Source organism: Saccharopolyspora sp. (assembly GCF_017434145.1).
GTDB classification, from domain to species: Bacteria; Actinomycetota; Actinomycetes; order Mycobacteriales; family Pseudonocardiaceae; genus Saccharopolyspora_C; species Saccharopolyspora_C galaxeae.
The window spans coordinates 1-23,658 of the sequence record NZ_JAFRFW010000393.1 but is presented as its reverse complement, the minus strand read 5'-3'; the positions used below and the strand labels follow the sequence as shown (position 1 = coordinate 23,658).

23 protein-coding genes and 2 pseudogenes are annotated in these 23,658 nt (G+C 70.6%); 12 read left to right on the top strand and 13 right to left on the bottom strand.

What is annotated here, in order from left to right; all coding sequences use genetic code 11:
• Both IJH84_RS10750 and IJH84_RS29255 read left to right on the top strand, forming a co-directional pair.
• Window positions 1-500: pseudogene (locus IJH84_RS10750) on the top strand (GtrA family protein); the annotation flags it as partial.
• Window positions 491-1,159, top strand: a pseudogene (locus tag IJH84_RS29255) (PIG-L family deacetylase); the annotation flags it as partial. The pseudogenes IJH84_RS10750 and IJH84_RS29255, both read left to right, overlap by 10 nt.
• Before the next feature lie 339 nt (window positions 1,160-1,498).
• Here IJH84_RS29255 and IJH84_RS10745 read toward each other — a convergent pair.
• Entirely contained in the window at window positions 1,499-2,287 is a 789-nt protein-coding gene (locus IJH84_RS10745) for a DeoR/GlpR family DNA-binding transcription regulator (RefSeq protein WP_200073019.1), read from the bottom strand.
• A gap of 133 nt (window positions 2,288-2,420) precedes the next feature.
• Here IJH84_RS10745 and IJH84_RS10740 point away from each other — a divergent pair, with 133 nt between their 5' ends.
• The 6 genes from IJH84_RS10740 (at window position 2,421) to IJH84_RS10715 (ending at window position 8,579) form a co-directional block, all read left to right on the top strand.
• Entirely contained in the window at window positions 2,421-3,122 is a 702-nt protein-coding gene (locus IJH84_RS10740) for an HAD family phosphatase (RefSeq protein ID WP_295143442.1), read from the top strand.
• A 61-nt stretch (window positions 3,123-3,183) separates the two neighbouring features.
• A complete protein-coding gene (locus IJH84_RS10735) occupies window positions 3,184-4,242 on the top strand; it encodes a 2-hydroxyacid dehydrogenase (RefSeq protein WP_295143438.1) in 1,059 nt (352 codons plus the stop codon).
• The gene (locus tag IJH84_RS10730; RefSeq protein WP_295143435.1) at window positions 4,239-5,705 is read left to right on the top strand and encodes an FGGY-family carbohydrate kinase; all 1,467 of its coding nucleotides are present in this window, start codon (window positions 4,239-4,241) and stop codon (window positions 5,703-5,705) included. The genes IJH84_RS10735 and IJH84_RS10730 overlap by 4 nt, the downstream gene beginning before the upstream one ends.
• A complete protein-coding gene (locus tag IJH84_RS10725; protein ID WP_295143432.1) occupies window positions 5,702-7,450 on the top strand; it encodes a dihydroxyacetone kinase family protein in 1,749 nt (582 codons plus the stop codon). Before IJH84_RS10730 ends, IJH84_RS10725 begins: the two co-directional genes overlap by 4 nt.
• Before the next feature lie 5 nt (window positions 7,451-7,455).
• A complete protein-coding gene (locus IJH84_RS10720) occupies window positions 7,456-7,935 on the top strand; it encodes a ribose-5-phosphate isomerase (protein ID WP_295143429.1) in 480 nt (159 codons plus the stop codon).
• Window positions 7,932-8,579 (top strand): class II aldolase/adducin family protein, encoded by a 648-nt coding sequence (locus tag IJH84_RS10715; protein ID WP_200073013.1) that lies wholly within the window; start codon window positions 7,932-7,934, stop codon window positions 8,577-8,579. Before IJH84_RS10720 ends, IJH84_RS10715 begins: the two co-directional genes overlap by 4 nt.
• A gap of 52 nt (window positions 8,580-8,631) precedes the next feature.
• Here IJH84_RS10715 and IJH84_RS10710 read toward each other — a convergent pair whose 3' ends face one another.
• The 4 genes from IJH84_RS10710 to IJH84_RS10695 all read right to left on the bottom strand — a co-directional run bounded on the left by IJH84_RS10710 (window position 8,632) and on the right by IJH84_RS10695 (window position 12,525).
• Entirely contained in the window at window positions 8,632-9,483 is an 852-nt protein-coding gene (locus tag IJH84_RS10710; protein WP_295143424.1) for an NAD(P)-dependent oxidoreductase, read from the bottom strand.
• A gap of 237 nt (window positions 9,484-9,720) precedes the next feature.
• Window positions 9,721-11,115, bottom strand: a complete 1,395-nt coding sequence (locus tag IJH84_RS10705) for a NupC/NupG family nucleoside CNT transporter (RefSeq protein WP_295143422.1) — start codon at window positions 11,113-11,115, stop codon at window positions 9,721-9,723.
• Window positions 11,116-11,348: 233 nt separating this feature from the next.
• Window positions 11,349-12,146, bottom strand: coding sequence for an SAM-dependent methyltransferase (locus IJH84_RS10700; RefSeq protein ID WP_295143420.1), 798 nt, complete (start codon window positions 12,144-12,146; stop codon window positions 11,349-11,351).
• A 91-nt stretch (window positions 12,147-12,237) separates the two neighbouring features.
• Window positions 12,238-12,525, bottom strand: a complete 288-nt coding sequence (locus tag IJH84_RS10695; RefSeq protein WP_200073009.1) for a hypothetical protein — start codon at window positions 12,523-12,525, stop codon at window positions 12,238-12,240.
• A gap of 164 nt (window positions 12,526-12,689) precedes the next feature.
• Between IJH84_RS10695 and IJH84_RS10690 the strand changes: the two genes are divergently transcribed.
• Entirely contained in the window at window positions 12,690-13,892 is a 1,203-nt protein-coding gene (locus tag IJH84_RS10690; protein WP_295143415.1) for a helix-turn-helix transcriptional regulator, read from the top strand.
• A 74-nt stretch (window positions 13,893-13,966) separates the two neighbouring features.
• On the opposite strand, the gene IJH84_RS10685 is transcribed toward IJH84_RS10690, so the two are convergent.
• Complete coding sequence (locus IJH84_RS10685; protein WP_367269009.1) at window positions 13,967-14,254, bottom strand: DUF397 domain-containing protein; 288 nt, start codon at window positions 14,252-14,254, stop codon at window positions 13,967-13,969.
• Between the two features lie 233 nt (window positions 14,255-14,487).
• Here IJH84_RS10685 and IJH84_RS10680 point away from each other — a divergent pair, with 233 nt between their 5' ends.
• From IJH84_RS10680 to IJH84_RS10670, 3 genes are all read left to right on the top strand, one after another.
• Window positions 14,488-15,501 (top strand): LacI family DNA-binding transcriptional regulator, encoded by a 1,014-nt coding sequence (locus IJH84_RS10680; RefSeq protein ID WP_295143412.1) that lies wholly within the window; start codon window positions 14,488-14,490, stop codon window positions 15,499-15,501.
• Window positions 15,502-15,803: 302 nt separating this feature from the next.
• A complete protein-coding gene (locus IJH84_RS10675; protein WP_295143410.1) occupies window positions 15,804-17,147 on the top strand; it encodes an MFS transporter in 1,344 nt (447 codons plus the stop codon).
• 190 nt (window positions 17,148-17,337) lie between these two features.
• Complete coding sequence (locus tag IJH84_RS10670) at window positions 17,338-18,147, top strand: SGNH/GDSL hydrolase family protein (protein ID WP_200073007.1); 810 nt, start codon at window positions 17,338-17,340, stop codon at window positions 18,145-18,147.
• Here the strand turns inward: IJH84_RS10670 and IJH84_RS10665 are convergent.
• From IJH84_RS10665 to IJH84_RS10635, 7 genes are all read right to left on the bottom strand, one after another.
• Window positions 18,137-18,310 (bottom strand): hypothetical protein, encoded by a 174-nt coding sequence (locus tag IJH84_RS10665; protein WP_200073006.1) that lies wholly within the window; start codon window positions 18,308-18,310, stop codon window positions 18,137-18,139. The genes IJH84_RS10670 and IJH84_RS10665 overlap by 11 nt on opposite strands.
• Window positions 18,295-18,483, bottom strand: coding sequence for a hypothetical protein (locus IJH84_RS10660; protein ID WP_200073005.1), 189 nt, complete (start codon window positions 18,481-18,483; stop codon window positions 18,295-18,297). Before IJH84_RS10660 ends, IJH84_RS10665 begins: the two co-directional genes overlap by 16 nt.
• Before the next feature lie 200 nt (window positions 18,484-18,683).
• A complete protein-coding gene (locus tag IJH84_RS10655; protein WP_295143405.1) occupies window positions 18,684-19,853 on the bottom strand; it encodes an LLM class flavin-dependent oxidoreductase in 1,170 nt (389 codons plus the stop codon).
• A gap of 133 nt (window positions 19,854-19,986) precedes the next feature.
• Entirely contained in the window at window positions 19,987-20,547 is a 561-nt protein-coding gene (gene ssuE, locus IJH84_RS10650; protein ID WP_200073003.1) for an NADPH-dependent FMN reductase, read from the bottom strand.
• Window positions 20,548-20,800: 253 nt separating this feature from the next.
• Complete coding sequence (locus tag IJH84_RS10645; RefSeq protein WP_295143447.1) at window positions 20,801-21,700, bottom strand: acyl-CoA desaturase; 900 nt, start codon at window positions 21,698-21,700, stop codon at window positions 20,801-20,803.
• A 268-nt stretch (window positions 21,701-21,968) separates the two neighbouring features.
• The gene (locus IJH84_RS10640; RefSeq protein ID WP_200073002.1) at window positions 21,969-23,105 is read right to left on the bottom strand and encodes a DnaJ domain-containing protein; all 1,137 of its coding nucleotides are present in this window, start codon (window positions 23,103-23,105) and stop codon (window positions 21,969-21,971) included.
• Window positions 23,106-23,180: 75 nt separating this feature from the next.
• Window positions 23,181-23,658, bottom strand: a 478-nt coding sequence (locus tag IJH84_RS10635) for a lysylphosphatidylglycerol synthase domain-containing protein (protein ID WP_295143399.1), incomplete at its 5' end; no start/stop codon positions are given.

Sequence of the window (23,658 nt, the reverse complement as noted above, 5' to 3'; positions counted from 1 at the left end):
TCGATGAGACCGGGGTGCCGCTGGCCGATCAGCTCAAGGTCCGGCACGTCGTCGTGCAGCGGCAGCTGATCGATGCGCCGGTACCGCCGCCCGGCTGGCGCGTGGTGCAGCGCAACGACGTGGTCACGCGCCTCGATCGGGTGGCGGCCCCCGCGTGGCCGGATGGCCGGGTCGGTGCGTCTCGCGGTGTCCGGGTCGAATCGGATGTCGAGCGGGGAGCTCGAACTGAAGACGTGCGGTTCTCCGCGGTGGACCGCACTGGTGGGCGGATCGTGTTCGCGCGGCTCGCCTGGCCCGGATACCAGGCCACTGTGGACGGAGCTCGGGTGCCGTTGCGTGCGACCTCGGCCGGCCTGGTCGAGGTTTCCGTCCCACCCGGTGCTCGTGCCGGGAGTCTGCGGCTGACCTGGAGTCCGCCCGGCTATCCCGGCTGCCTGGTGCTCGCGGGGGCAGGGGCGGTGCTGGCCGTGCTGGGTTCGCGGAAGGCGGTGTGGTCGTGAACTTCTGCAGGTGGATCGCCGTGATCGTGTGTCTTGCCGTGCTGCTCGGACCTTCGGCGTGGGCGCAGCAAGCAGGACAGGCTCGTTACGTCCAGGTCGTCGCGCATCCGGACGACGACATCCTGTTCATGAATCCGGATCTGCTGACCTCGGTGCGTTCCGGAGCGCCGACGACCACGGTGTACGTCACCGCGGGCGAGAGCGACGTGCGGCCATCGGAGCGTTACGCCGCTGATCGGCAGGCCGGCACGCGCGCCGCGTTCGCCGAAATGGCGGGCGTCGTCGATCGGTGGCGCTACGAGGTAGTCGAACTCGGTCCGCAACGCTTCGCCGAGGTGTACCGCTTGCAGGATCGGCCTGCGGTGCGGCTGGTTTTCCTGAACCTGCCGGACGACAACGATCCCCGGGTGGTCGGCGGAAAGCACGCTCTGAGTCGACTGTGGACCGACGGGGGCCGGACACGTTCGCTGCTGCCGCAGGGCTCCGGGTTGTCCGCTGCCTCCGAGTTCGACCGACGCGACCTGATCGATGCCTTGGCCGCGTTGTTCCGGTGGCTCGACCCGACGGTGCTGCGTACCCAAGACCCGGCGCCGGACGTTCGCTACCAGTCGCATTGGCCCGAGCACGATCACACCGACCACGTGATGACCACCCGGTTCGCGCAGGCGGCGTTGCGGCTGCACGGAGTCGAGCAGATTCGGCACTACCGCGGATACAACGTCGCGGACTCGCCGCCCAACCTGGCACCGGAAGTCGTGGCGGTGAAGCGTCGGATATTCGCGCGGTATGCGCAGCACGATCCGATGGTGAGCTTGGACGAACCGTACGCGACCTGGCTGCGCAGCATGCGGTACCGATGGCCGGCTGCGGCGGACCGGGCCGCACACGACCGGCGAGGCGCGGGCCGGACGACCCGTGCGCTCGGCTGTCCGAGTGATCCGGCTATCAATGATGATGTTAAAATAACCTGCCGTGCTGTGAACACGAGGCCCGCGAGCTCAGTCCACCGGGACCAGCCGCACCTCGGAGTGCTCGCGCATCGCCTCGACGAGCTCGGCGCCGGGGTCCCCGGCCAGCAGCACGTGCTCGAAGTCGCCGACCGGGGCCACCCGGTGCAGCGCTGCGCGGCCGACCTTGCTGGCGTCCATCATCAGCACCCGCGTGTTGGCGGTCGCGATCATCGCGCGTTTCACCAGCACGATCTCCTGCTCCTGGTGGAAGGTCATGGTCGCGTTCATCGCCGAAGTGGACAGGAACATGATGTCCACCGACAACCCGCTGATCATCTCTTGGCAGGGCAGCCCGATGTAGGAGTCGTGCGTGCGGGAGTACTCGCCGCCGATGCCGATCAGCCGGATGTCCGGCGATTCCCGCAGCGCCTCGTGCACTTGGCGGTAGTTGCTCACCACGGTCAGCGGGCCGACGTCGGCGAGTTGCCTGGCCAGGGACAGGCCGGTCGTGGAGTCGTCCAGCATCACCGACATGCCGGGTGTGATCAGCGGGAGTGCCGCGGCGGCCAGCGCTTCCTTCTCCCGGGTGTGGGTGTGCAGCCGGAAGTCGGAACTGCTCTCGAACACGGTCGATGGCTGGGCGGAGACCCCGCCGTGGAACTTGCGCAGCAGTCCGCGGCTGACCAGGTCGTCGATGTCGCGGTGCACCGTCATCAGGCTGACCCCGGCCATCGTCGACAACTCGGCGGCGCTGGCGAAACCACCGGCGACGACGTGGTCGATGATCTGCTGCTGGCGCACGAGCCGAGGGGACTGCTTCTTCGATGCGGACACCATGACCGTCATCTTGCCCCTTACCGAGGCCGGAACCAGAGTGCCGGGCCGGAGATGGGCAGAAATACCACTCAAGTCGTGACACTTAACCATCACGGTGTTAATTTGGGTCGCGAGCGAGCGGGAGGGTAGTGCGATGACGCAGCCGAACGGCGCGGCGGTGGCTGCGCACCGGGCTGTCGGTTTCGACGTGGACGGCGTCCTGGGCGCGAGCGAACACCTGGGGGAGCGGAGGTGGAGCAGGTTCGCCGCCGCGCGCGGCCGGACCTGGACGGCGCAGCAGACCCGCCAGGTGCAGGGCATGAGCGCGCCGGAGTGGTCGGCGTTCCTGGCCGGGTTCAGCGTGGCCGAGGAGTCCGCCGCCGCGGCCGAGCGGCTGGTCGTCGACGACATGATCGGCGCGCTGCACGGCGGTGAGATCGAGCTGCTGCCCGGTGCGGAGCGCATGATCACCGAGGTCGCTGCGCGCGCTCCGATCGCGCTGGCTTCCTCGGCGCCGCGCAGGCTCATCGATGCCGTGCTGGATCGGCACGGGCTCACCGAGTTCTTCGCCGCGACCGTCTCGAGCGCGGAGGTCCCGCGCGGCAAGCCCAGCCCGGACGTGTACCGGGAAGCCGCGCGCAGGCTCGCGCAGGACCCGCAGGCTTGCCTGGCCGTGGAAGATTCCAGCAACGGGCTGCGCGCCGCGGCGGCGGCCGCCATGACCGTGGTGGCCATCCCCAGCCCCGACTACCCGCCCGCCGAGGACGCGCTGGCCGCGGCCGGATTCGTGGCCGCGGACCTGGACGAGGTCCGGCTGCACCTGCTCGACTCGCTGTCGGCCGCCGTCGCCGGTTGAGCCGCGCCCCATCGGACGAACCTCATTGAACGAACCTCATTGAACGAAGGAGCCTCCGGAGATGACCAAGGTGCTCGCCGCGGGCGACCACTTCGTGGCTCCCGAGCTGTTCGTGGACGCGTTGGGCGCCCGTGCCGGTGGCCGCGACCTCGAGTTCGCCGAGTTGAAGCTGCCGTGGCCGGTGGAACCGTTCGGTCCCGTCGGCGGGGTCCGGGAGGCCAGCGGCACCGAGCAGCAAGTGCTGGAAGTGCTGGGCGGGGCCGCGGTGGCGATGACCCAGATGGCTCCGTTCACCGCCGAAGTGCTGGGCAAGAGCCCCGAGCTGAAGCTGCTCGGGGTCTGCCGCGGCGGGCCGATCAACGTCGACCTGCCTGCCGCCACCGAAGCCGGCGTGATCGTCAGCTACACGCCGGGCCGCAACGCCGCGGGGGCTGCGGAGTTCGCCGTCGGGATGATCTTGGCCGCGCTGCGACGCATTCCGGCATCGGATGCCGAGCTCAAGCAGGGCAACTGGCGCGGCGACTACTACGCCTACGACAACGCCGGGATCGAGTTGGCGGGTTCGACCGTCGGCCTGGTCGGTTACGGCGCCATCGGGCGCATCGTGGCCCGCGTACTGCACGCCTTCGGCGCGCGAGTGCAGGTCGCCGACCCGTTCGTGCGGCCGGAAGAGGCCGAGCACGACGGGGTGCGCTTGGTCGGGCTCGACGAGCTGCTGCGCAGCAGCTTCGTGGTGAGCCTGCACGCGCGGCTCACCGCGGAGACCGAGCACCTGCTCAACGCGGACAACTTGGCGTTGCTGCCGGAAGGCGCGGTGCTGGTGAACTCCGCGCGCGGCGGCCTGCTCGACTACGCGCCGCTGCCGGGACTGCTGAAGTCCGGCCGGTTGGGCGCGCTGGCGGTGGACGTCTACGACATCGAGCCGCCGCCGCGCGAGTGGCCGCTGTTCGACTCCCCGAACGTGATCACCACGCCGCACCTGGGCGGTGCGACCCGCCAGACCGCGCACCGCGCGGCGGACATCGTCGCCGGTGATGTGGCGCGCTTTCTGGACGGGCGGCGGCCCCGGTACGTGGCCAATCCGGAAGTGCTGGCACGGTTCGAAGGTCTACGGCCATGATCATCGGGGTGGACGTCGGCACGTCGGTGACGAAGGCGTCGCTGCTCGGACGCGACGGGTCCGCGCGGGTCACGCACAGCACGCGCAGCACGTTGCACCGGCTGCCGGGTGGCCGGGTCGAGCAGGACCTCGACGAGGTCTTGGACTCGGCGGTGCAGGTCATCCGCTCGATCATCACCGAGGCGGGCGAGCGGGTGCAGGCGCTGGCGATCACCGGCCAGGGCGATGGCCTGTGGCTGCGCGACGCCACGGGCAGGCAGGTCGGGCCCGGCGTGTCCTGGATGGACGCCCGCGCTGCGGGTGTGCTGCAGCGTTGGGACCAGACGGGTGTGCGACGCGCGGTCCACGGCCTGACCGGTGCCGGTTTGTTCCCCGGTTCGCCGGCGCCGCTGCTGGCACACGTCGCCGAACACGAGCCGGACCGGCTGCGCCGCGCGGAAGTCGCCGGCTACTGCGTGGACGCGATAGTGCAGCGGCTGACCGGGGAGATCACGGTGGACGCTTCGGACGCGTCGATGCCGTTCCTGGACGTGCCCAGCCGCACCTACTCGGCTGCTGCGCTGGCCGCGTGCGGGTTGTCCGAGCACCGTCGGCTGCTGGCCGAACCGGCCCCGCCGGGCAAGTTGTTCGCGCTCGGCGCGCGCAGCGCCGAACTGCTCGGGTTGCCGTCCGGCCTGCCGGTTTCGGCGGGCCCGTTCGACCTGCCCGCGTGCGCGTTCGGCTCCGGCATCGACGCGGTCGGCGACGGTGCGCTGGTGATTGGCACGACGCTGGGTTGCCAGGTGCTGCGCGACGAAGTGGTCATCGACCCGTGCGGGGAGGCGGCGGGCATGTGGGTGGCCGGTCCCCGGCCGGACCGCTTCCTGCGGGTGATGCCCGCGATGGTGGGTACCGCGAACCTGGATTGGGTGCTGCGCATGGTCGGGGCCGAGGTGGCCGACCTGGACGCCATGCTCGGCGCCAGCCGCCCGGGCGCGAACGGGGTCTCGGCGCTGTCGTTCCTGGCATCGTCGGGTGAGCGGGCGCCGTTCGTCGAGCCGCACGCGCGGGGCCAGTTCACCGGCCTGTCGCTGGAAACCACTCCTGCCGATCTGGTGCGCGCGTTGTGCGAGGCGATGGCCTACGCCGCGCGGCACAACCTGGAGGCGGCGGGCCTGACCGGTTCGGTTTCGGCCTGCGGGGGCGGGGCGCGTTCCGCGACCTGGGGTCAGATCTTCGCCGACATGCTCGGCCGCCCGTTGCACGTGCCGCACGAGGCAGGCGTCGGCGCCCGCGGGGCGGCGATGACCGCGTGGGATGCGTTGGGCGAGCCGGTGGACCGCGAGCAGTGGGCGGCGGCCCGGCGCACGGTGTCGCCGGATCCTGCCGCGGCGGAGTTTTACGAGCGCGGGTACCGCGCATATCTGGAGTCGATCGACCGGGCGCGGCCAGTGTGGCGGTCCGAAGGAGGAGCAGCGCGATGACGCGACTCTACGACGATCCGGCGTCGTTCAGCGAAGACATGGTGTCCGGCTTCGTCGCCGCGAATCCCGGCTACGTGCGGGAGGTTCGCGGCGGCGTGGTGCGGGCGCGCAAGGCGCGCCGCGGCAAGGTCGCCGTGGTCACCGGCGGTGGTTCGGGGCACTACCCGGCGTTCTGCGGCGTGGTCGGCAACGGGTTCGCCGATGGGGCCGTGGTGGGCAACATCTTCACCTCGCCGTCCGCGGAGGACGCCTACTCGGTGGGCAAGGCCGCCGACAACGGCGCGGGCGTGGTGTTCTCGTTCGGCAACTACGCCGGGGACAACATGAACTTCGGGCTGGCCGTGGAACGGCTGGAACGCGCCGGGATCCGCGCGCACAACGTCGTGGTGACCGACGACGTGGCCAGCGCCGGTGCCGAGGACATCGCCAAACGCCGTGGTGTGGTGGGCGATTTCGTGGTGTTCAAGGTCGCCTCGGCGGCCGCGGAGGAGGGCTACTCGTTCGACGAGGTGGTCCGCGTCGGCGAGCACGCCAACGACCGCACCCGCAGCCTCGGCGTGGCCTTCGACGGCTGCACGCTGCCCGGCAGCTCGGAACCGCTGTTCGAGGTTCCGAAGGGGCGGATGGGCCTGGGCCTCGGGATCCACGGCGAACCAGGTGTGTCCGAAGTGGACATGCCGTCGGCCGCGGAGCTGGCCCGCACCCTGGTGGACGGGGTGCTGGCCGAGGCGCCGGAAGTCGAGGGCACGCCGCGGGTGGTGGCGATCCTGAACGGACTCGGCGCCACGAAGTACGAAGAGCTGTTCGTGGTGTGGAAGACCGCCTCCCGGCTGCTGGCCGAGGCAGGCGTGCAGGTCGTCGAGCAGGAGGTCGGCGAGCTGGTCACCAGCCTGGACATGGCCGGTTGTTCGCTCACGCTGACCTGGCTGGACCCCGAGCTGGAACGGCTCTACGCCGCTCCGGCCGACAGCCCGGCCTACCGCAGGGGCAGCGTCACTGCGTCCGAAGTGGACGACCAGGTCGTCGAGGAGGCCGAGGAGGTCGTCGAAGAGGCCACCGCCCTCGCTCCGGAGGCGGGCAGGCGCACCTCGAAGGCCGTGGTCGCCGCACTCCGCGCGATCAGCGACGACCTGCACGAGGCGGAAGCCGAGCTGGGCCGGATGGACGCCGTGGCCGGGGACGGTGACCACGGTCGCGGCATGTCCCGCGGCAGCGCCGCTGCGGTGGAAGCCGGTGCGGCCGCCGCCAAGCGCGGAGCAGGCCCGGCCGCGGTGCTGGTGGCCGCCGGGGACGGCTGGGCCGCCAAGGCCGGTGGGACTTCCGGCGCGCTGTGGGGCGCCGGCCTGCGCTCCTTCGGCGACCTGCTGCCGGACGACCGCGCGGTGGCCGCGGCCGATCTGCTCGCCGGAGCGAAGGCCGCGCTGGCCGCGGTGCGCCGCCTCGGCCGCGCCGAGCTGGGCGACAAGACGCTGGTCGACGCCATGGACCCGTTCGTCGACGAGCTCGACGCGGCCGTGCAGGACGGGCAGGACGGGCCGCAGGCGTGGCAGCGGGCGGCCCACGAGGCAACCGCGGCCGCCCAACGCACCGCCGAGCTCACACCCCGCACCGGCCGCGCCCGGCCGCTGGCGGAACGCAGCGTCGGCACCCCCGACCCGGGCGCCACGTCTCTGGCGATGGCGCTCAACCAGGTCGCCGGGGTGCTGACGGCAGGAACCGAATCCGACGCGCAAGAGGTGAAGTGAGGATCATGACCGAGCAGAACGCTCCCTGGCGCATCATCGTCGGTGGCGACGACGCCGGGTACCAGTACAAGGAAGCCATCAAGGCCGACTTCGAGAAGGACTCCCGGGTCGCTTCGGTGACCGACGTGGGCGTCGGCTCCGATGAGCACACCGACTACCCGCACGTTGCGGTGGCCGCCGCGCGCAAGGTCGCCGAAGGCGAGGCCGACCGGGCCCTGCTGATCTGCGGCACCGGCCTCGGCGTCGCGATCAGCGCGAACAAGGTGCCGGGGGTGCGCGCGGTGACCGCGCACGACAGCTACTCGGTGCAGCGTTCGGTGCTGAGCAACGACGCGCAGGTGCTGTGCTTCGGCCAGCGCGTGGTCGGCATCGAGCTGGCGCGGCTGCTGGCTTCGGAGTGGCTGGACCTGGTCTTCGACGAGAGCTCCTCGTCGGCGAAGAAGGTCGCGGCGATCAACGAGTACGACTCCGGCGCCGCGAGTTGAGCGAGCCGGTGCTGGCCGCCGAACGGGCCGAGGTCATCCGCGTCGCGCGCAAGATGATCGACGACCGGCTCGTGGTGGGCACTTCCGGCAACATCTCGGTGCGGTCCGGCGATCTGGTGGCGGTGACACCGTCCGGTGTGGACTACGACGCCATGCGGGTCGCCGAGGTCCCGGTGGTCGCGCTCGACGGCGAGGTGGTGGACGGCGAGCTGCCGCCCACCTCCGAGCTGCCGATGCACCTGACCGCCTACGAGCGGCACGGCGCCCACGCCGTGGTGCACACGCACTCGCTGCATGCCACGGCGGTGTCGTTGTTGCGCGACGACGTTCCCGCGGTGCACTACCAACTGGCCGAGTTCGGCGGTGCGGTGCGGGTGGCCGACTACGCCACCTTCGGATCCGAGCAGCTGGCGGAGAACGTGTCCGCGGCGCTGGCCGACCGGGGAGCGTGCATCCTGCGCAATCACGGCGCGCTCGCGGTCGGCTCGACGTTGCCGCGGGCCTACAACAGGGCGCGGCAGCTGGAATGGCTCTGCGAGCTGTGGTTGACCGCCAAGCGCGCCGGCGAGCCGCGATTGCTCGACGATGCGGAACTCGCGCGCTGTGCGGAGCGGTTCGCCGGTTACGGCGTGCACCGCGAATAGGCTGCGCGGCCGCCGCCCCGGACCCCCAGGGGGCGGCGGCCGCGCTTCCCACTCAGCTGAACGACGAGTAGTAGACCGCGGCCATGTCCTCGTCACCGTGCCCGGCTTCGACGGCGCGGGCGATGCGTTCCCGGATCGCGGCGGCGAGGTCCAGCTGCAGCCCCTCGGCGGCTTCGGCGATCAGACCGGCGTCTTTGAGCGCGCCGGAGAGCCCGAACGCGGGCGTGAAGTCCTTGTTCAGGATCGCTTTGCCCTTGAGGTGCGCGTAGGGCGAGTCGACGGCGCCGCCTTCGATGGCTTCCAGGAACCGCTGCGGATCGACCCCGAGGTTCTCGGCCAGCGCGATGGATTCGGACACCGCGTTGGTCAGCGCCAGCACCCAGCTGTTCGCGGCGAGCTTGACCCGGGTGCCTTCGCCGCCTGCGCCGGAGGTTCCCAGCCACATGGTGCGACCGCCGACCACGTCGAACACCGGTTGCGCGAGTTCCCGGGCGCTTTCCGGCCCGGAAGCCAGCACGACCAGCGTGCCCTGTTCGGCGGGTGCGCGAGTGCCCAGCACGGGCGCGTCGACCAGCGCGGTGGACCCGGACACTTCGGCGACTCGCGCGAGGCCGTCCAGCCCGATCGTGCCCATTTGCAGCCACGGTGTTCCGTCGGGCAGTTCGGCGGCTGCGGCGCGGCCGGCTTCCACGGTCGCGTCCGCGTCGAGCAGCATCGTCACCAGCACGTCGGCGCCTCGTGCGGCTTCGGCGGGGCTGTCGGTGACGGTGGCGCCGTCCGCGGTGAGTTCTTCCGCGCGCGAGCGGGTGCGGTTCCACGCGCGCACCGCAAAGCCGCTGCTGAGCAGGTTGCGCGCCATCGGGGCGCCCATCGTGCCGGTTCCGAGGAAGGCCACGGTCGTCATTGCCTGCACTCCATCGTCGTCGGGTTTCGGCCCTGGCGATTGTCCGCGCCGGGCGGCCGCGGCGCCGAAGCCGGGAGCCGCGAACGCACCGCTTACCGCGCCGTTAGGTTCCGCGCGGTGCCCACCTCGCGGTCGCAACCCGGCCAGAGCATCCGCGCGGATCACCGCAGGCGCAGCTCGGCTCGGCGGCCGCGAACTCCGCCCCGAATCAGGAGAAACTGCACTCCTCTCGAGCGCTCAGACGAGCATCCCGGCGATGGCCGCGCTGAGCAGGTTCGCCAGGGTGCCGCCCGCGATGGCGCGCATCCCGTACTGCGCGATCAGCGAGCGCCGCGACGGGACCAGCCCGCCGAGACCGCCGAGCAGGATCGCCAACGACGAGAAGTTCGCGAACCCGGTCAGCGCGAAGGTGATGATGATCGCGGTGTGCGGGTCGAAACTCGCCGCCTGCGGGCCGAAGTCGGTGAACGCGACGAACTCGTTGAGCACCAGCTTCTGCCCGACGAACCCGCCCGCGGCCACGGCCTCCGACCACGGCACCCCGATGACCCACATGAGCGGGGCGAAGACGTATCCGATCAGGCCCTCGAAGGTGATCTCCGGCAGGCCGAACAGCCCGCCCACCGCGCCGAGGATCAGGTTCAGCAGCGCGATCAGCGAGACGAACGCGAACAGCATCGCGCCCACGTTCAACGCGAGCTTGAGCCCGTCGGAGGCACCGGTGGCCGCGGCGTCGATGACGTTGCGCGGTTTGGTCTCCAGCGCTTCGCTGTCGTCGACGTCTTCGCTGCTGCGCGGCGCGGATTCGGCGGCAGTCGGTGCCGAGTCGTCCGGGGTCCGCGCGGAGTCGCCGGACTCGGCCGCGGGCTGCTCGGAGTCCGCGGCGAACGTCTTCGAAGGCGCCTTGCCGCGGCCGAATTTGCCCGCCACGTCGCCGAACGTGGTCGGTCGCTTGCCGTCCGCCGCTTCGGCGGAGCGCTCGGTCTCCGGCACGATGATCTTCGCCATCAGCAGCCCGGCGGGGGCGGCCATGAAGCTGGCCGCGATCAGGTGGTCCAGGTTCGCGCCCAGCAGCGCGTACCCGACCATCACCGATCCAGCCACAGTGGACAGTCCGCCGACCATCACGGCGAAGAACTCCGAGCGGGTCATGCCCTTCAGGTACGGCCGCACCACCAGCGGCGCCTCGGTCTGCCCGAGGAAGATGTTGGCGGTGGCGTTGAGCGACTCCGCTCGCGTCGTGCCCAGCACCGCGCGCAGCGCCCCGCCGACGATCCGCACCGCCCACTGCAGGATGTTCAAGTGGTAGAGCACCGCGGACAGCGAAGCGATGAAGATGATCAGCGGCAGCACTTGGAACGCGACCACGGTGCTGCCGTCGGTGGGCATCACCGGTCCGAGCAGGAAGTCGATGCCCTCCTTCGAGGAGTCGATCACCCGCTGCACGCCCGCCGAGACGGTGCTGAGCACCTGCTTGCCGGTTTCCCAGCGCAGCACCGCGAACGCGAACACGAGCTGGATGGCCAGCGCGCCGAACACGGTGCGCGGCCGGATCGCCCGGCGGTCGGTCGAGAGCGCGAACGCGACCAGCAGCAGCACCACCATGCCGCCGGCACCCCAGAGAACCTGCACGGCTGAACCGCCTTTCCGTCGATCGATTCGCGGGATGTTCGCATTCCGCCGCAGCCGTCGCTAGACCGGCTGCGGCACGGGAAATGTGGGAATGCCGACGATTTCCGTGCCGCACTGACGCTGACCTGCGGCGTTGGCATTTCCGCCTGCAAGGGGAATCAGCGCCTGCACGCGCGGAATCCGGCGCGGAAAACGGTGCGAACCAGCGCGCGTCGGTGCCGACCGCGGGGTGCTCAGCGCCGCACTCCGACACCGCCGAAGACGATGTGGTCCTGCTGCTCGTCGTCCAGCCGCTCGTCGGGACGCCAGTCGCCGACCAGCTGCGCGCCCGGTTCGACCAGCTCGAAGTCGCCGAACTGCTCGGCGATCCACGCCTTCGGCCGCGGCACGGCCGGGTTGCTGCTGCTGGCGAACAGCTTCGTCAGCTCGGCGAGCTCGTCCTGCCGCGCGTCGTTGGCGGCGCTGGTGATCGCGATCATGCTGCCGGCAGCCAGCGGTTCGCGGTAGCTGGCGACGATGTCGGCAGGCCGGTCCTCGTCCGGGATGAAGTGCAGCAGCGCCAGCATCAGCACCATCACCGGCTCGTCGAAGTTCAGCAGCCGCACCGTTTCGGGATGTGCGAGCACGTGCTGCGCGTCGCGCGCGTCCGCGGCCACGATCGTCGCGTGGCGATTCTCCTTGAGCAGCAGGTCGCTGTGCGCCACGGCCACGGGTTCGTAATCGACGTAGACGACCGGGCAGGTGGGGTCGACCGCGTGCACGATCTCGTGCACGTTGCCGACGGTCGGGATTCCGGAGCCCAGGTCGAGGAACTGCCGCACACCGGCGTCCAGCGCGTGCAGCACGGCGCGGCGCAGGAATGCGCGGTTGGCTCGGGCGGAGGTGCCGAGACCCGGATACACCCGTTCGGCCTCGCGGGCGAACGCCCGATCGGAGGGGAAGTTGTGCCCGCCGCCGAGCAGCGCATCGTAGACGCGAGCCGCGCTGGGCGTGTTGATGTCGACGTCCTCGGGAACCCACTGCCGGTCCATCCCCGCTCCTCCGATCGCCTCGTGAATGCGGTTCAGGATGCCGCAAACCGCGTCGCGATCGGTCTCGGGATGATCACGAAGTGGCGGTGCGTCAGGTCCCGTCGTCGATGGCCGGGTTGTCCTGCGTGGAGCGTTCGGCGGCGATGCGGACGCAGCGCATGCACGGCATTCCGGTGGATTCCTCGATCAGCGACGGATCCAGCGGCATCCCGCACAAGGTGATCAGCACGCCCCGCGGGGTCCAGGCGGCTGCGTGCACCACGCGGGAGCGTTCGCCGACGACACCGGCGCGGTAGCGCACGTTGAGCACGGTTCGTTCGGGGGGCGGTTCGGCGCCGAGCACTTCCGGCTCGGATCCGGATTCGCGGGATGCGGACACGTCTATCACCTGACTTGGTAACGGTAGGTGATCGCTTTCTCCGCAATCTACGGCTCTCCCGCACTATGGAGTGACAGGCTTGTGACAGTGCGCGCACCGGATGCCACACCAACGTGTGTCACCTAGTCTGGTGTTCCGCAACGGACGTGGACGGAAGGAGCACGGTGGCTCGGCCGGATCAGGGACTCGCCCTCGGTGAGCGGGTCGCGATGGCGCGGAAGGTCGCCGGGCTCAACCAGCAGGCGCTGGCGCAGCGCGCGAACTACAGCACCAGCATGGTCCGCGCCGTCGAACAGGGCAGGGAGCCCGGTTCGCCCGCGTTCGTCGCCGCCATCGCCCGCGCACTCGGCATCGAGCCCGAAGAGCTCTACGGCCAGCCGTACCGGCAGACCCTCGACGACGACGGTGGCGTGCCACCGGGTTTGACGGAGCTGCGCACGCTGTTCGCCGAAGGCCGCTACGCGGCATCGCTGGACCCGGGACCACCTGCGGAACTGGCCGCCGAACTCGCCAAGGCGAGGAGTTTGCGGCACTCCGACCGGGCACGTCAAGGCATCGAGCTGACTCCGGCGCTGCTGCGCAGGCTGGGCGGCGCGGTGCGCGAGGCCACCACGGACTCGGCGCGCGAACGCGGTTACCGGCAGCTCGCGCAGGCATACGCCAACACCGCGCAACTGCTCTACCGGTTCGGGTGGATCACGCTGGCCACCCAGGCGGTGGATCAGATGGAGAACTCCGCCGAACGCAGCGACGATCCGCTGCTGGCCGCGCACGCCGCCCAGCACCGCGCGCTGATCCTGATGTCCTGCGCGGCCTACGACACCGGCGCGAAGCTCGTGGGGCATTCGCTGAACCTGTTGGCGGCGCGGCCCGAAAGCGAGGAAGTGCTGGCACTGCGCGGATCGGCGCACCTGCGCGGTGCCATGATCGCGGCGCGGGACTGCGACGTGGCCCGGGCTCGGGAGCACATCGCCGACGCCCGCGCGATCGGCGCGCGCCTCGGGCATTGCTCGAGCGCTTACGACACGAACTTCGGCCCGGGCAACGTCGAGATCCACGATGTCGCGGTCTCGCTGGAAGCGGGTGATCCGGGTCGCGCGGCTCGCGACGGCTTCGCGCTGGAACTGCCCGATGACATGCCGGCCAACCGCATCGGCCACCACTGGCAGGACGTGGCCCGCGCCTGGGTGCTGGCAGGCGACCACGGCAACGCGCTGCGCGCGCTGAACAACGCTCGCCGCATCGCGCCGCAGCAGACCCGCTACCACCCGCAGGTGCGCGAAACCGCCCGCGCCATCGCCACCGCGGAGCGCCGCAAGTCCGACAGCATCGCGCACTTCACCAACTGGCTCGGCCTGAAGGTCTGAGCCGTTCGGCACCGCAACGCACAACGCCCCGGAAACGCGCGCGGCTTCCGGGGCGTGGCAAGGAGTTGTGCCGTTCAGCGGTCGTAGCGGCCGTCCTTGATCGCAAACAGGAACGTCGACCACTGCTCACCGTTCGCGGTGAAGTGCCCGGCGGCGCGGTCCTTGGTGTCGCGAACGGCGGCACCGCCGTCGGCGGTTCGGCTGATTTCTACGCAGTTGTCGTTCGGTCCCGAGCGGGTGGACTTCTTCCAGCGGGTGATCGATGTCTTCATTTCCGGTCGTTCTCCAGTCGTAGAGGAACGTTGGACCGCGGAAGTGCTCAAGATGGATCGTGGGCGCGCTTGCTCGAACTCGAACAGCACGAACGCGCCATTATGCGCGAGCGTCCATCGCATGGCGCTGGCGGGAAGTACGTGCAGTGCGACGCTCGGACCGTCCGCGCCCCACCTCCACCGCTCCAACGGCAAGGAGTGAACGGACTGTTCGTCCCACTAGATTGGTCGAACGGTCCGTTCACCCAGCGCGGTGCTGCGGCGCTGGCGAGGTGTGGAGGCCGCTGCGCAGCGGTCGGCCCGCATTCGGCACCCTTGGAGGCATGGTCAGCATCAAGGACGTCGCCGAGCGCGCCGGGGTTTCGGTGGCGACCGTGTCCAACGCGCTCAACCGGCCCGACCGGGTTTCGGTGAGCACCCGCAGCCGGGTGCAGTCCGCGATCGACGAACTCGGCTACGTCCGCAGCGAATCCGCCCGCCAGCTCAGAGCCGGGCACAGCCGGATGCTGGCGCTGCTGGTGCTCGACATCGGCAACCCGTTCTTCGTCGACGTGGCTCGCGGTGTGGAAGCCGCGGCGCGGGAGCAGCAGCTCGGCGTGATGCTGTGCGACTCCGCGCAGGATCCGGCCGCCGAGGCGCTGTACCTGTCGCTGTTCGCCGAGCAGCGCGTGCGCGGCGTGCTGGTCACGCCTGCCGACGAGCACGGCACGAGCTTGGATTCGTTGCAGCGGCAAGGGATTCCGTCGGTGCTGGTGGACCGGAAGATCTCCAGCGAGCGGTGCTGTTCGGTCTCGGTCGACGACGTCGCCGGGGGAGCGCTGGCGGTGCGGCACCTCGTCGATCACGGGCATCGGCGGATCGCCTACGTCAGCGGGCCCGCGCACCTGTCGCAGTGCCGGGACCGCCACGTCGGTGCGTTGCAGGCATTCCGCGACTGCGACTTGGACGAGGACCTGCTGAGCACGATCGAGGAGCCGGCGCTGGACGTGGCCTCCGGGCGCGACGCCGGTTCGCGGCTGCTCGGCAGGCCCGATCGGCCCTCGGCGGTGTTCTGCGCCAACGACCTGCTCGCGCTCGGGCTGTTGCAGGCGCTGTTCGCCGCGGGCGTGCGGGTTCCGGAGGACATCGCGCTGGTCGGCTACGACGACATCGAGTTCGCCTCCGCCGCTGCCGTGCCGCTCACCTCGGTGCGCCAGCCCGCTCACCGCATCGGGTACAAAGCGGCCGAGCTGCTGCTGGCCGACACCGCCGGCGCCGAGCAGCATGTGCACCAGCAGGTCGTCTACGAGCCGGAACTGGTGGTGCGTCGTTCCTCGCTCGCCAAATCCGCGGAGTGACCGGCGCTTCCGCCAATCCACCAGGAACCTGCCCGACACACCCGTTGGCCACCCGATCAGCCCAATCAGAACCCGGACAGTGCCGAGGGAACGGACCGCTGGTCCGAGAAGAATGGTCGAACAGGCCGTTCACTCGGAAAGGAATGGAGTGGTGCGCGGGCGTGTCGGCCGGTGCCCGGATGGTGGTTGACCGGGGCAGGCCGCCGATCTAGCGTCGCTGCGATTCGGCGAGTTCTCACACGTGCACGTCGGCACGCGTTTCGGCGGACGGCATTCAACGGCGAATGGCGGGAAGTGACCCGATGGACACCGCGGCAAGCAGCGCGCCGGGCGAAAGCGCGGACGCCACCGCGGGCAAGCCCAGCCGGAAGATCTGGAAGTGGACCGCGCTCGCCTCGATGGCCTCCTACATCGACGCGGGATCGATCGTCGCCGCGGCGGCCGGACTGCCGCTGTGGGAGAGCCATCTCGGGCTCGGCGCCGGCACCGTCGGCCTGCTCACCGCGTTCAGCTCCAACGCGATCTCCGCGGCCGTCGGCGCGCTGATCGGCGGCAGGCTCGGCGACCGGTACGGCCGCAAGCGGATCTACGCCTGGGACCTGCTGGTGTTCGCGTTCGGCATCCTGTGGATCGTGTTCGCGGTGAACACGCCGATGCTGTTCATCGGCTACGTCATCGTGGGTCTCGCGGTCGGCGCCGACCTGCCGACTTCGCTGGCGCTGATCGCCGAGTTCGCACCCGGCCGGTCCCGCGGCAAGCTGATCGGGCTGACCCAGGTCGCCTGGAGCCTCGGGCCGATGTTGACCGCGCTGCTGGCGTTCGCCTTGGCACCGCTGGGATTGCTCGGCGTGCGCATCGTGTTCGCGCACCTATTCGTGGTCGCGGTGGTCACCTGGTACCTGCGCCGGAGCATGGTCGAGTCCGCGCATTGGGTGCGTGCTCGCGAGCGGGCCCGCGGCTCCGGGGACCCGATGGCGCTCGGCCGGCTGCGCGACCTGTTCACCGGGAACAACCTGCGGGCGCTGGTGTTCACCGGCGCGATCTACGTGCTGTGGAACACCGCGGCGGGAACCGCGGGCGCGTTCCTGCCGTACATCCTGCAGCGCGCCGGCAACGCCGATCAGGCGACGAGCGTCGGGATCCAGGTCCTCAACTACGCGCTCACGATGCTCGCGGTCGCCTTCGGCTTCATGCAGCTGGCGGACGGGCGGCGGCGCCGGACCGTTTTCGCCGCCGGATCCCTCATGCAGGTGGCGGCGTTCGGCTGCTTCGTGTTCCTGCCGATCGGGACCGGAGTGGCGGTGGCCAACGTGGCGCTGTTCGGCATCGGCGCGGCGTTCGCCGGCGAGTCGTTCTACAAGCTGTGGTCGCAGGAAATGTTCCCCACGATGTTGCGCGCCACCGCGCAGGGCCTCACGTTCGCGTTCGCCCGGATCTTCCTGGGGTTCTGGAGCCTGCTGGTGCCGCTCATGATCGCCTCGTCATTCGGGGTGGCGGGCATGTCCGCGATCATGATGGGGATGCTGGTGCTGTTCTCCGTCATCGGGCTGCTCGGGATGCCCGACTCGGCGGGCCGCTCGCTGCGCGAACTGGAGCAGGGACCGTCCACGCCGGGCACCGCCGAAGGTGTTGAATCGAACCGGTAAAATGATCGACTCAGCGTAGTCGAATTGCGCATGATTCCCTCGATCGAATGGCTTTCCATTCATTTTCCTGGGCGTCGCCGAGAAAGTCGCTTAATTGTTACCGGCGGCAATGCGCCAAATCTCCGATGGCGCCGCGGCCTCGACGTTCAATCGATCCGTACGGCCCACATTTCTTCGTGCGGAGGGTTCCATGCGTCAATTTCGGGGGGCTGCTCGCAGGTTCGCGGCAGCCGTAGCGGTCAGCACCGTCGCCGTCGGCACAGCGATGATCGGCACACCGGCCTACGCCGCGGAAGCGCACTACGCGGCGCTCGGCGACTCCTACGCCTCCGGTACCGGCACCAGGGAGTACTTCGAGGACAGCGGCGACTGCCAGCGCGGCCCCAAGGCGTACCCGCAGCTGCTGGCGGACGCGAACAGCCCCGCGTCGTTCGAGTTCGCCGCTTGTTCCGGGGACACCACCGACGACCTCAACGCCGGCCAGCTCGGCGCGTTGTCCGCGGAGACCACGCTGGTCACGGTGCAGATCGGCGGCAACGACGTCGGGTTCGCCAAGACCATCAGCAGCTGCCTGCTCGGCAGCGACGAGGGCTGCGCCTCCGCGGTCGCCGCGGGCGAGGCCAAGGCGCGCGACGAGCTGCCCGGCAAGCTCAAGACCACCTACGACAACATCCGCGCGGCCGCCCCGAACGCGGAAGTCGTGGTCGTCGGCTATCCGCACGTCAACGAGCTCGGCGACTGTGACATCCCCGGCTACACCGAAGCCAAGCGCAAGAGCATCAACGCCGGGTCGGACGTGCTGGCCGAAGTGATCTCGGCGCAGGCGGAGTCCGCCGGGTTCAGCTACGCCGACCCGCGGGAGAACTTCGCCGGGCACGGGGTGTGCGGCGGCTCCGAGTGGATCAACGGGCCGAGCAGTCCGCTGACGGAATCCTTCCACCCCAACGTGGCCGGCCACGCCGAGGGCTACCTGCCGACCGTGCAGTCGATCACCGGATGACGCGCTGCTCCGGCGCTCGCCGCTCGCGGGCGCCGGAGCCCGGCTCGTTGACGGCGGGCTCGGGTGCGATCGGCGCGTCCAGCCAGCGGCCGAGCCGCCGCACTCCGGCGTAGCCGAGCGCGGCGGCGGACCCGAGCGCGGAGAGGATCACGAATCGGCGCACTGCGGAACTTCCTTCCACTCGTGCGGAACGCTGAGGTGGTGCGCGGTGAGCATCACCGCGAGCGCCTCGGCGAGCTCGTGCCACTCCTGCTGCAATCTGCGCCGCTGCCCGGGATCGCTTTGCTGCACGGTCTCGATGACCTGGCGGATGCTGGTCGGGGCGTAATAGGTCACGTCGACTCCATCGAGTGGGCGGGTGCGGGCCGCCGGGTTTGCCGAGATCGGAGGCGGACGCTACAAGATCCGCGCACCGGCTCGGGCCGATCGACCCGCGCTCCACTCGGATGAGTGATCAGGCGGCCTACCGCCAGGAGTCCCGTGCTCGAGACGGGCTGAACCTCTTGCGGTTCAGCCGACGCACCAGGAGTTCCGGATCAGGAAGCGGGCGCGGGTTCCGGCGATCCGGCGAACGGGATGCTCTGACCGGCGGTTTCGCCGGAGACTCCCGCCGGGTGCTGCCACAGGCCCTTGCGCTGCAGGATCGGCAGCACGCCCTCGCCGAACCAGTACGCCTCCTCCAGGTGCGGATGACCGGAGAGGATGAACTCGTCCAGGCCCAGCGCGTGGAACTCCTCGATCCGTTCGGCGACCTCGGCGTGGCTGCCGACCAGCGCGGTGCCCGCGCCGCCGCGCACCAGCCCGACCCCGGCCCACAGGTTCGGGTAGATCTCCAGATCCGAGGCGGAGCCGCCGTGCAGGTCCAGCATCCGGCGCTGGCCCTCGGACTCGCTGCGGTTGAGCCCCGCCTGCACCTTGTTGATCGTGTCCCGGTCCAGCGCGCCGACCAGCCGCTCGGCCTCGGCCCAAGCCTGCTCGGAGGTGTCCCGGCTGATCACGTGCAGCCGGATGCCGAACCGCGGTTTGCGCCCTTGCGCAGCCGAGAGCCCGCGGATCCACTCGATCTTCTCGGAAACCTTCGCGGGCGGCTCGCCCCAGGTCAGGTAGACGTCGCTGTGCTTGGACGCGACCGTTCCGGCCGCAGCGGACGAACCGCCGAAGTAGACATCCGGCACCGGGTCCGGGGTCCGGGTCAGTTCGGCGCCTTCGACGTGCACGTGCGCACCGCTGAAGTCGACCCGCTCACCGCGCCACAACCGGTGCACGACCTCCAAGAACTCGTCGCAGCGCTGGTAGCGGCCCTCCTTGTCCAGGAAGTCGCCGTAGGCGCGCTGCTCGTGGCTTTCGCCGCCGGTGACGACGTTGAGCAGCAGGCGCTTGCCGGAGTGGCGCTGGTACGTCGCGGCCATCTGCGCGCCCAGCGTCGGCGAGAGCAGCCCGGGGCGGAACGCGACCAGGAACTTCAACCGCTCGGTCACCTCCGCGAGCATCGCGGTGGTCAGCCAAGCGTCCTCGCACCACGCGCCGGTCGGCGTCAACGCCCCCTCGAAGCCCAGCTGCTCGGCGCTGCGCGCGATCTGGCCGAGGTAGCCCAGCGGGGCCGGGCGCGATCCGGCGGCGGTGTGCGTGGCCACGCCGTGCCCGCCGCCGACCAGGTAGCGGCTGTCGCCGTAGGTGGGCAGGAACCAGTGGAAGGTGAGTGACATCAGGCTTTCTCCCGAGAAGTGGTGGGGCCGCGTCGTCCGGACGGGGCTCGGCCGGTGCGGCTCATCGCGCGGGCGCAGCACCGGGTGAGCGGTCTGTTCGCTCAGCTGGATCGGTCGAGCTCGGCACCGCCGATCACGCCGAGCGCCCGAGCACGCTGTCGTGCGGGACGCCGTCGAGGGCCTTGTGGAACTGCTCCAGCACGTCGTCGAGCGGGCCCGCGCTTTCCTCGTGGATGGTGAGGTCGTCGCCGGTCACGGTCAGGTGCTTGTCGATCAGGAAGAAGCTCTGCACCACGTGCCGCGCGCCGAGCGAACTCACCACCGGGCGCAGCGCGTAGTCCAGTGCCAGCACGTGCGCCACGCTGCCGCCGGTGGCCAGCGGCAGCACCGCCTTGCCGCCGAAGCCGAACTGCGGCAGCAGGTCCAGGAAGACCTTCAGCAGCCCGGAGTACGCGGCCTTGTAGGTCGGGGTGGCGAGCACGACGCCGTCGGCGCGGCGCAGCTGCTCGACGGCTTCGGCGATCTCGGCGTCCGCGGTGTCGGCGCTCAGCAGCGCTTCGGCGGGCAGCGTGCGCAGCCGCAGGTGCTGCGCCGGGCGGCCCTCGGCGGTGAGGCGGCGGGCGAGGTGGTCGGCTACTCGTTCGGTCTTCGAGGTCTTCGACGGGCTGCCGGAGATGACCAGGACGGTGGACACGGGTTCTCCTCACCAGGAACGGCCGGTGGGGTGGGCGCGCACCGGCGGTCGAATGACTGTCCACAAAGGAGAGAACTGCGCGCGGGCGCCGCTCTCAGTCCCGGCAGCGACAGCCCTGCGTCGCCACGCGCAGCAGATCCACGTGGCGTCGTCTGGTGAACAGGGCGGGTAGCACGTCGAGCATCGCAACACCGGCCCGGAAAAGGTGTCAACCGCCGGGAACGCAATCCCAACCGGCGGAACCGGGATTTGATCAGTCCGCCGCGCCCCGGCGCAGCCGGGCCACCCGGCGCGGCGTCGGCCACTTGACGTGGCTTGCCCAGCCCAGCTTCTCGAACAACCAGATCACCCGCGCGGAGATGTCCAGCTGCCCGCGCCGCACCCCGTGCCGGGCGCAGGTCGGGTCCGCGTGGTGCAGGTTGTGCCAGGACTCACCCATGCTCAGCAGCGCCAGCGGCCAGAAGTTCGCCGCCTTGTCCCGGCTGCGGAACGGCCGCTCGCCGATGATGTGGCAGATCGAGTTCACCGACCACGTCACGTGGTGCAGGAACGCCACCCGCACCAGCCCGGCCCAGAAGAACGCCGTCCACGCGCCCCACCAGCTGCCGGTCACCACGCCACCGATCACCGCCGGAAGCAGCAGCGTGGCCAGCGTCAGCGGCCCGAACAGGCGGTGCACCAGGCGGATGTCGCGGTCGTTCATCAAGTCCGGGGCGAACCGTTCCCGGTTGGTGAGGTCCCGCTCGAACAGCCACCCCATGTGCGCGTGCCAGAACCCCCGCGCCAGCGCGACCGGCGAGGTGCCGAACGCCCAGGGCGAGTGCGGATCGCCCTCGCGGTCGGAGAACGCGTGGTGCCTGCGGTGATCGGCGACCCAGTGCATCACCGGGCCCTGCACCGACATGCTGCCCGCCACGGCCAGCGCGATGCGCAGCCAGCGCTTGGCGCGGAACGCGCCGTGCGTGAAGTAGCGGTGGAAACCGACCGTCACGCCGAGGATCGTGATCACGTAGAACCCGCCGGCCAGTCCCAGGTCCCACCACGTCAGGCCCCAGCCCCACAGCAGCGGCACCGCCGCCAGCAGCGCCAGGAACGGCACCAGGACGAAGATGTAGACCGCGAAGTGCGCGGCCGAGGACCGCTGGCCGGACATCAGCGGAGGACGGCGGCGGGCTCCTGCTTCCTCGGTGAGTGCTGCGTCTTCGGTGAGTGTTGCGTCCGCAGTGGCAGCAGCGGTCTCGGTGCGTGCCGGATCCGCGGTACGAGCGGGCTCATCGGAACTGCCGCCGGTGGCGGAGAACTGGGGGCTGACCATCGCGCGCTGACCTCCCGGACTGGCGAAATGTCGGGAACCCACGTTCCTGGTACCCGGCCACCTCGGGCAACGAACCCGGACTCACACGATGGTGAACAGTGCGGGCTCAGTGCGTGACGACCTGCGCGAGCAACGTCGAGAACGCCTCGCGGTCCACCGTCGCCGGGTCGTCGGCCAGCCACTCGCCGAGGTCGCAGACGAAGTCCTCCGGAGTGGATGTCTCCAGCACCGCGTCCGCGTCCGGGTCGCCGATGGTGATCTCGCCCGCGCGGTTCGGGTACAGCAGCAGCACCCCGCGGACCTCGACCTCCGGCAGCAGCGCCTCGAACGCCGCGACGCCCTCGGCGAGGCGGGTGGTGCCGCCGCGGAACAAGTGCCCGTTGCGGTAGACGGTGCCGTCGTCGTCGACCTCGTAATGGCCGGGCAGCCAGCGCTTGGAGTCCACCAGCACGAGCCGCCGCCCGCACAGCACAGCGTGATCGACGTCCGCGAACACCGAGCCCGGCCAGGCCAGTCCGTGGAAGATCCGCGCGCCGGGCAGCCGGGTCAGGTGATCGGCGAACAGCTCCGCCGAGTGGCGCTTGACCGCCTCGTCCGCGGCGACCTCTTCCTCGGCCGTGCCGCCGAAGACCACCCCGCAGAAATCGGCGTCGAACAGCCTGTCCGTGCGCCGCGACTCCAACAACCGCCGCAGCAGCACCAGCACGACGACACCGGTCGCCACCAGCACCGACAACCACAGCGCCAGCACCACGCCGGAAAGCCCGACCAGCAGCCCGGCCAACGCCAGCAGGACCCAGCCGCCCGCCAACGCCATCGTCGCGGTGCGGTCCGGCGCGGTGACCGGTACGTAGCGCACCCGCTCGGCCGGATCCACCTCGTGCCACCACGGGACGTCGCCGGGTCGCAGGTCCACCGCGGGCGGGGTGAATTGCGGATCGTCGCCGAAGTCCCGGCGGCCGGGGCGGTAGACCCAGCGGCGCGACGCCGCACGCCTGCCCTGCGCGGGCGCGGGATCCGCCGGTTCCGGCTCCGGTTCGGCCGTGGTCTCGCCGTCGTAGTCGGCGCGGCGCACCGGGTCGGTCAGCGTCTCGTAGGCCAGCTGCAACATCCGGAAGGTGCCCGCGGTGCCGCCGACGTCCGGGTGCATGGTGCGCGCCAGCGTCCGGTACGCCGTCTTGATCTCCGCGGCGGACGCCGATCTGTCCACGCCCAGCAACTCGTAGTAGTCGACCCCGCGCACGAAACTCCGTCCACCTCCCGCGACCGGTCGGCCACGATCGCGCGGCCATGATAAGCGCCGCCGCCCCGCTGATGATCACCCGTGGGCCGCGCCGCGCAACCGGTTCCGCTGTCCGGGTGAAGCACGCAGTCGCCACGCGAGCAGACCACCCACGGCCAGCGGCAACCAGAACACGAACACGCGGAACACCAGCACCGCCGCAGCCGCCACACCCACCGGAACGTCGTAGGAAGCCAGCACCGCCGTCGCCCCGAATACGACGAATCCGAGCCCGCAGGGCAGCACGCCGACGATGCCGAACAGCGTCGACACCGCGTAGGCCACCAGCGCCACCAGCGGCCGGTCACCGGCGCCGACCGCGGCAAGCGACGCCCACAGCACGGTTGCGCCCAGCAGATCCACCAGGACCCCGAAGCACACCGCGGGCACCGCCGACCACGGGTGCGCACGGATCGCCGCCACCGCGTCGTAGAAGTCGTCGGCCTGCGCGGTGTCGCGCTGCCGCGGCGGGCGACGCTGCAGGCGGTCCAGGGTCCTGCCCGGCCACACCCAC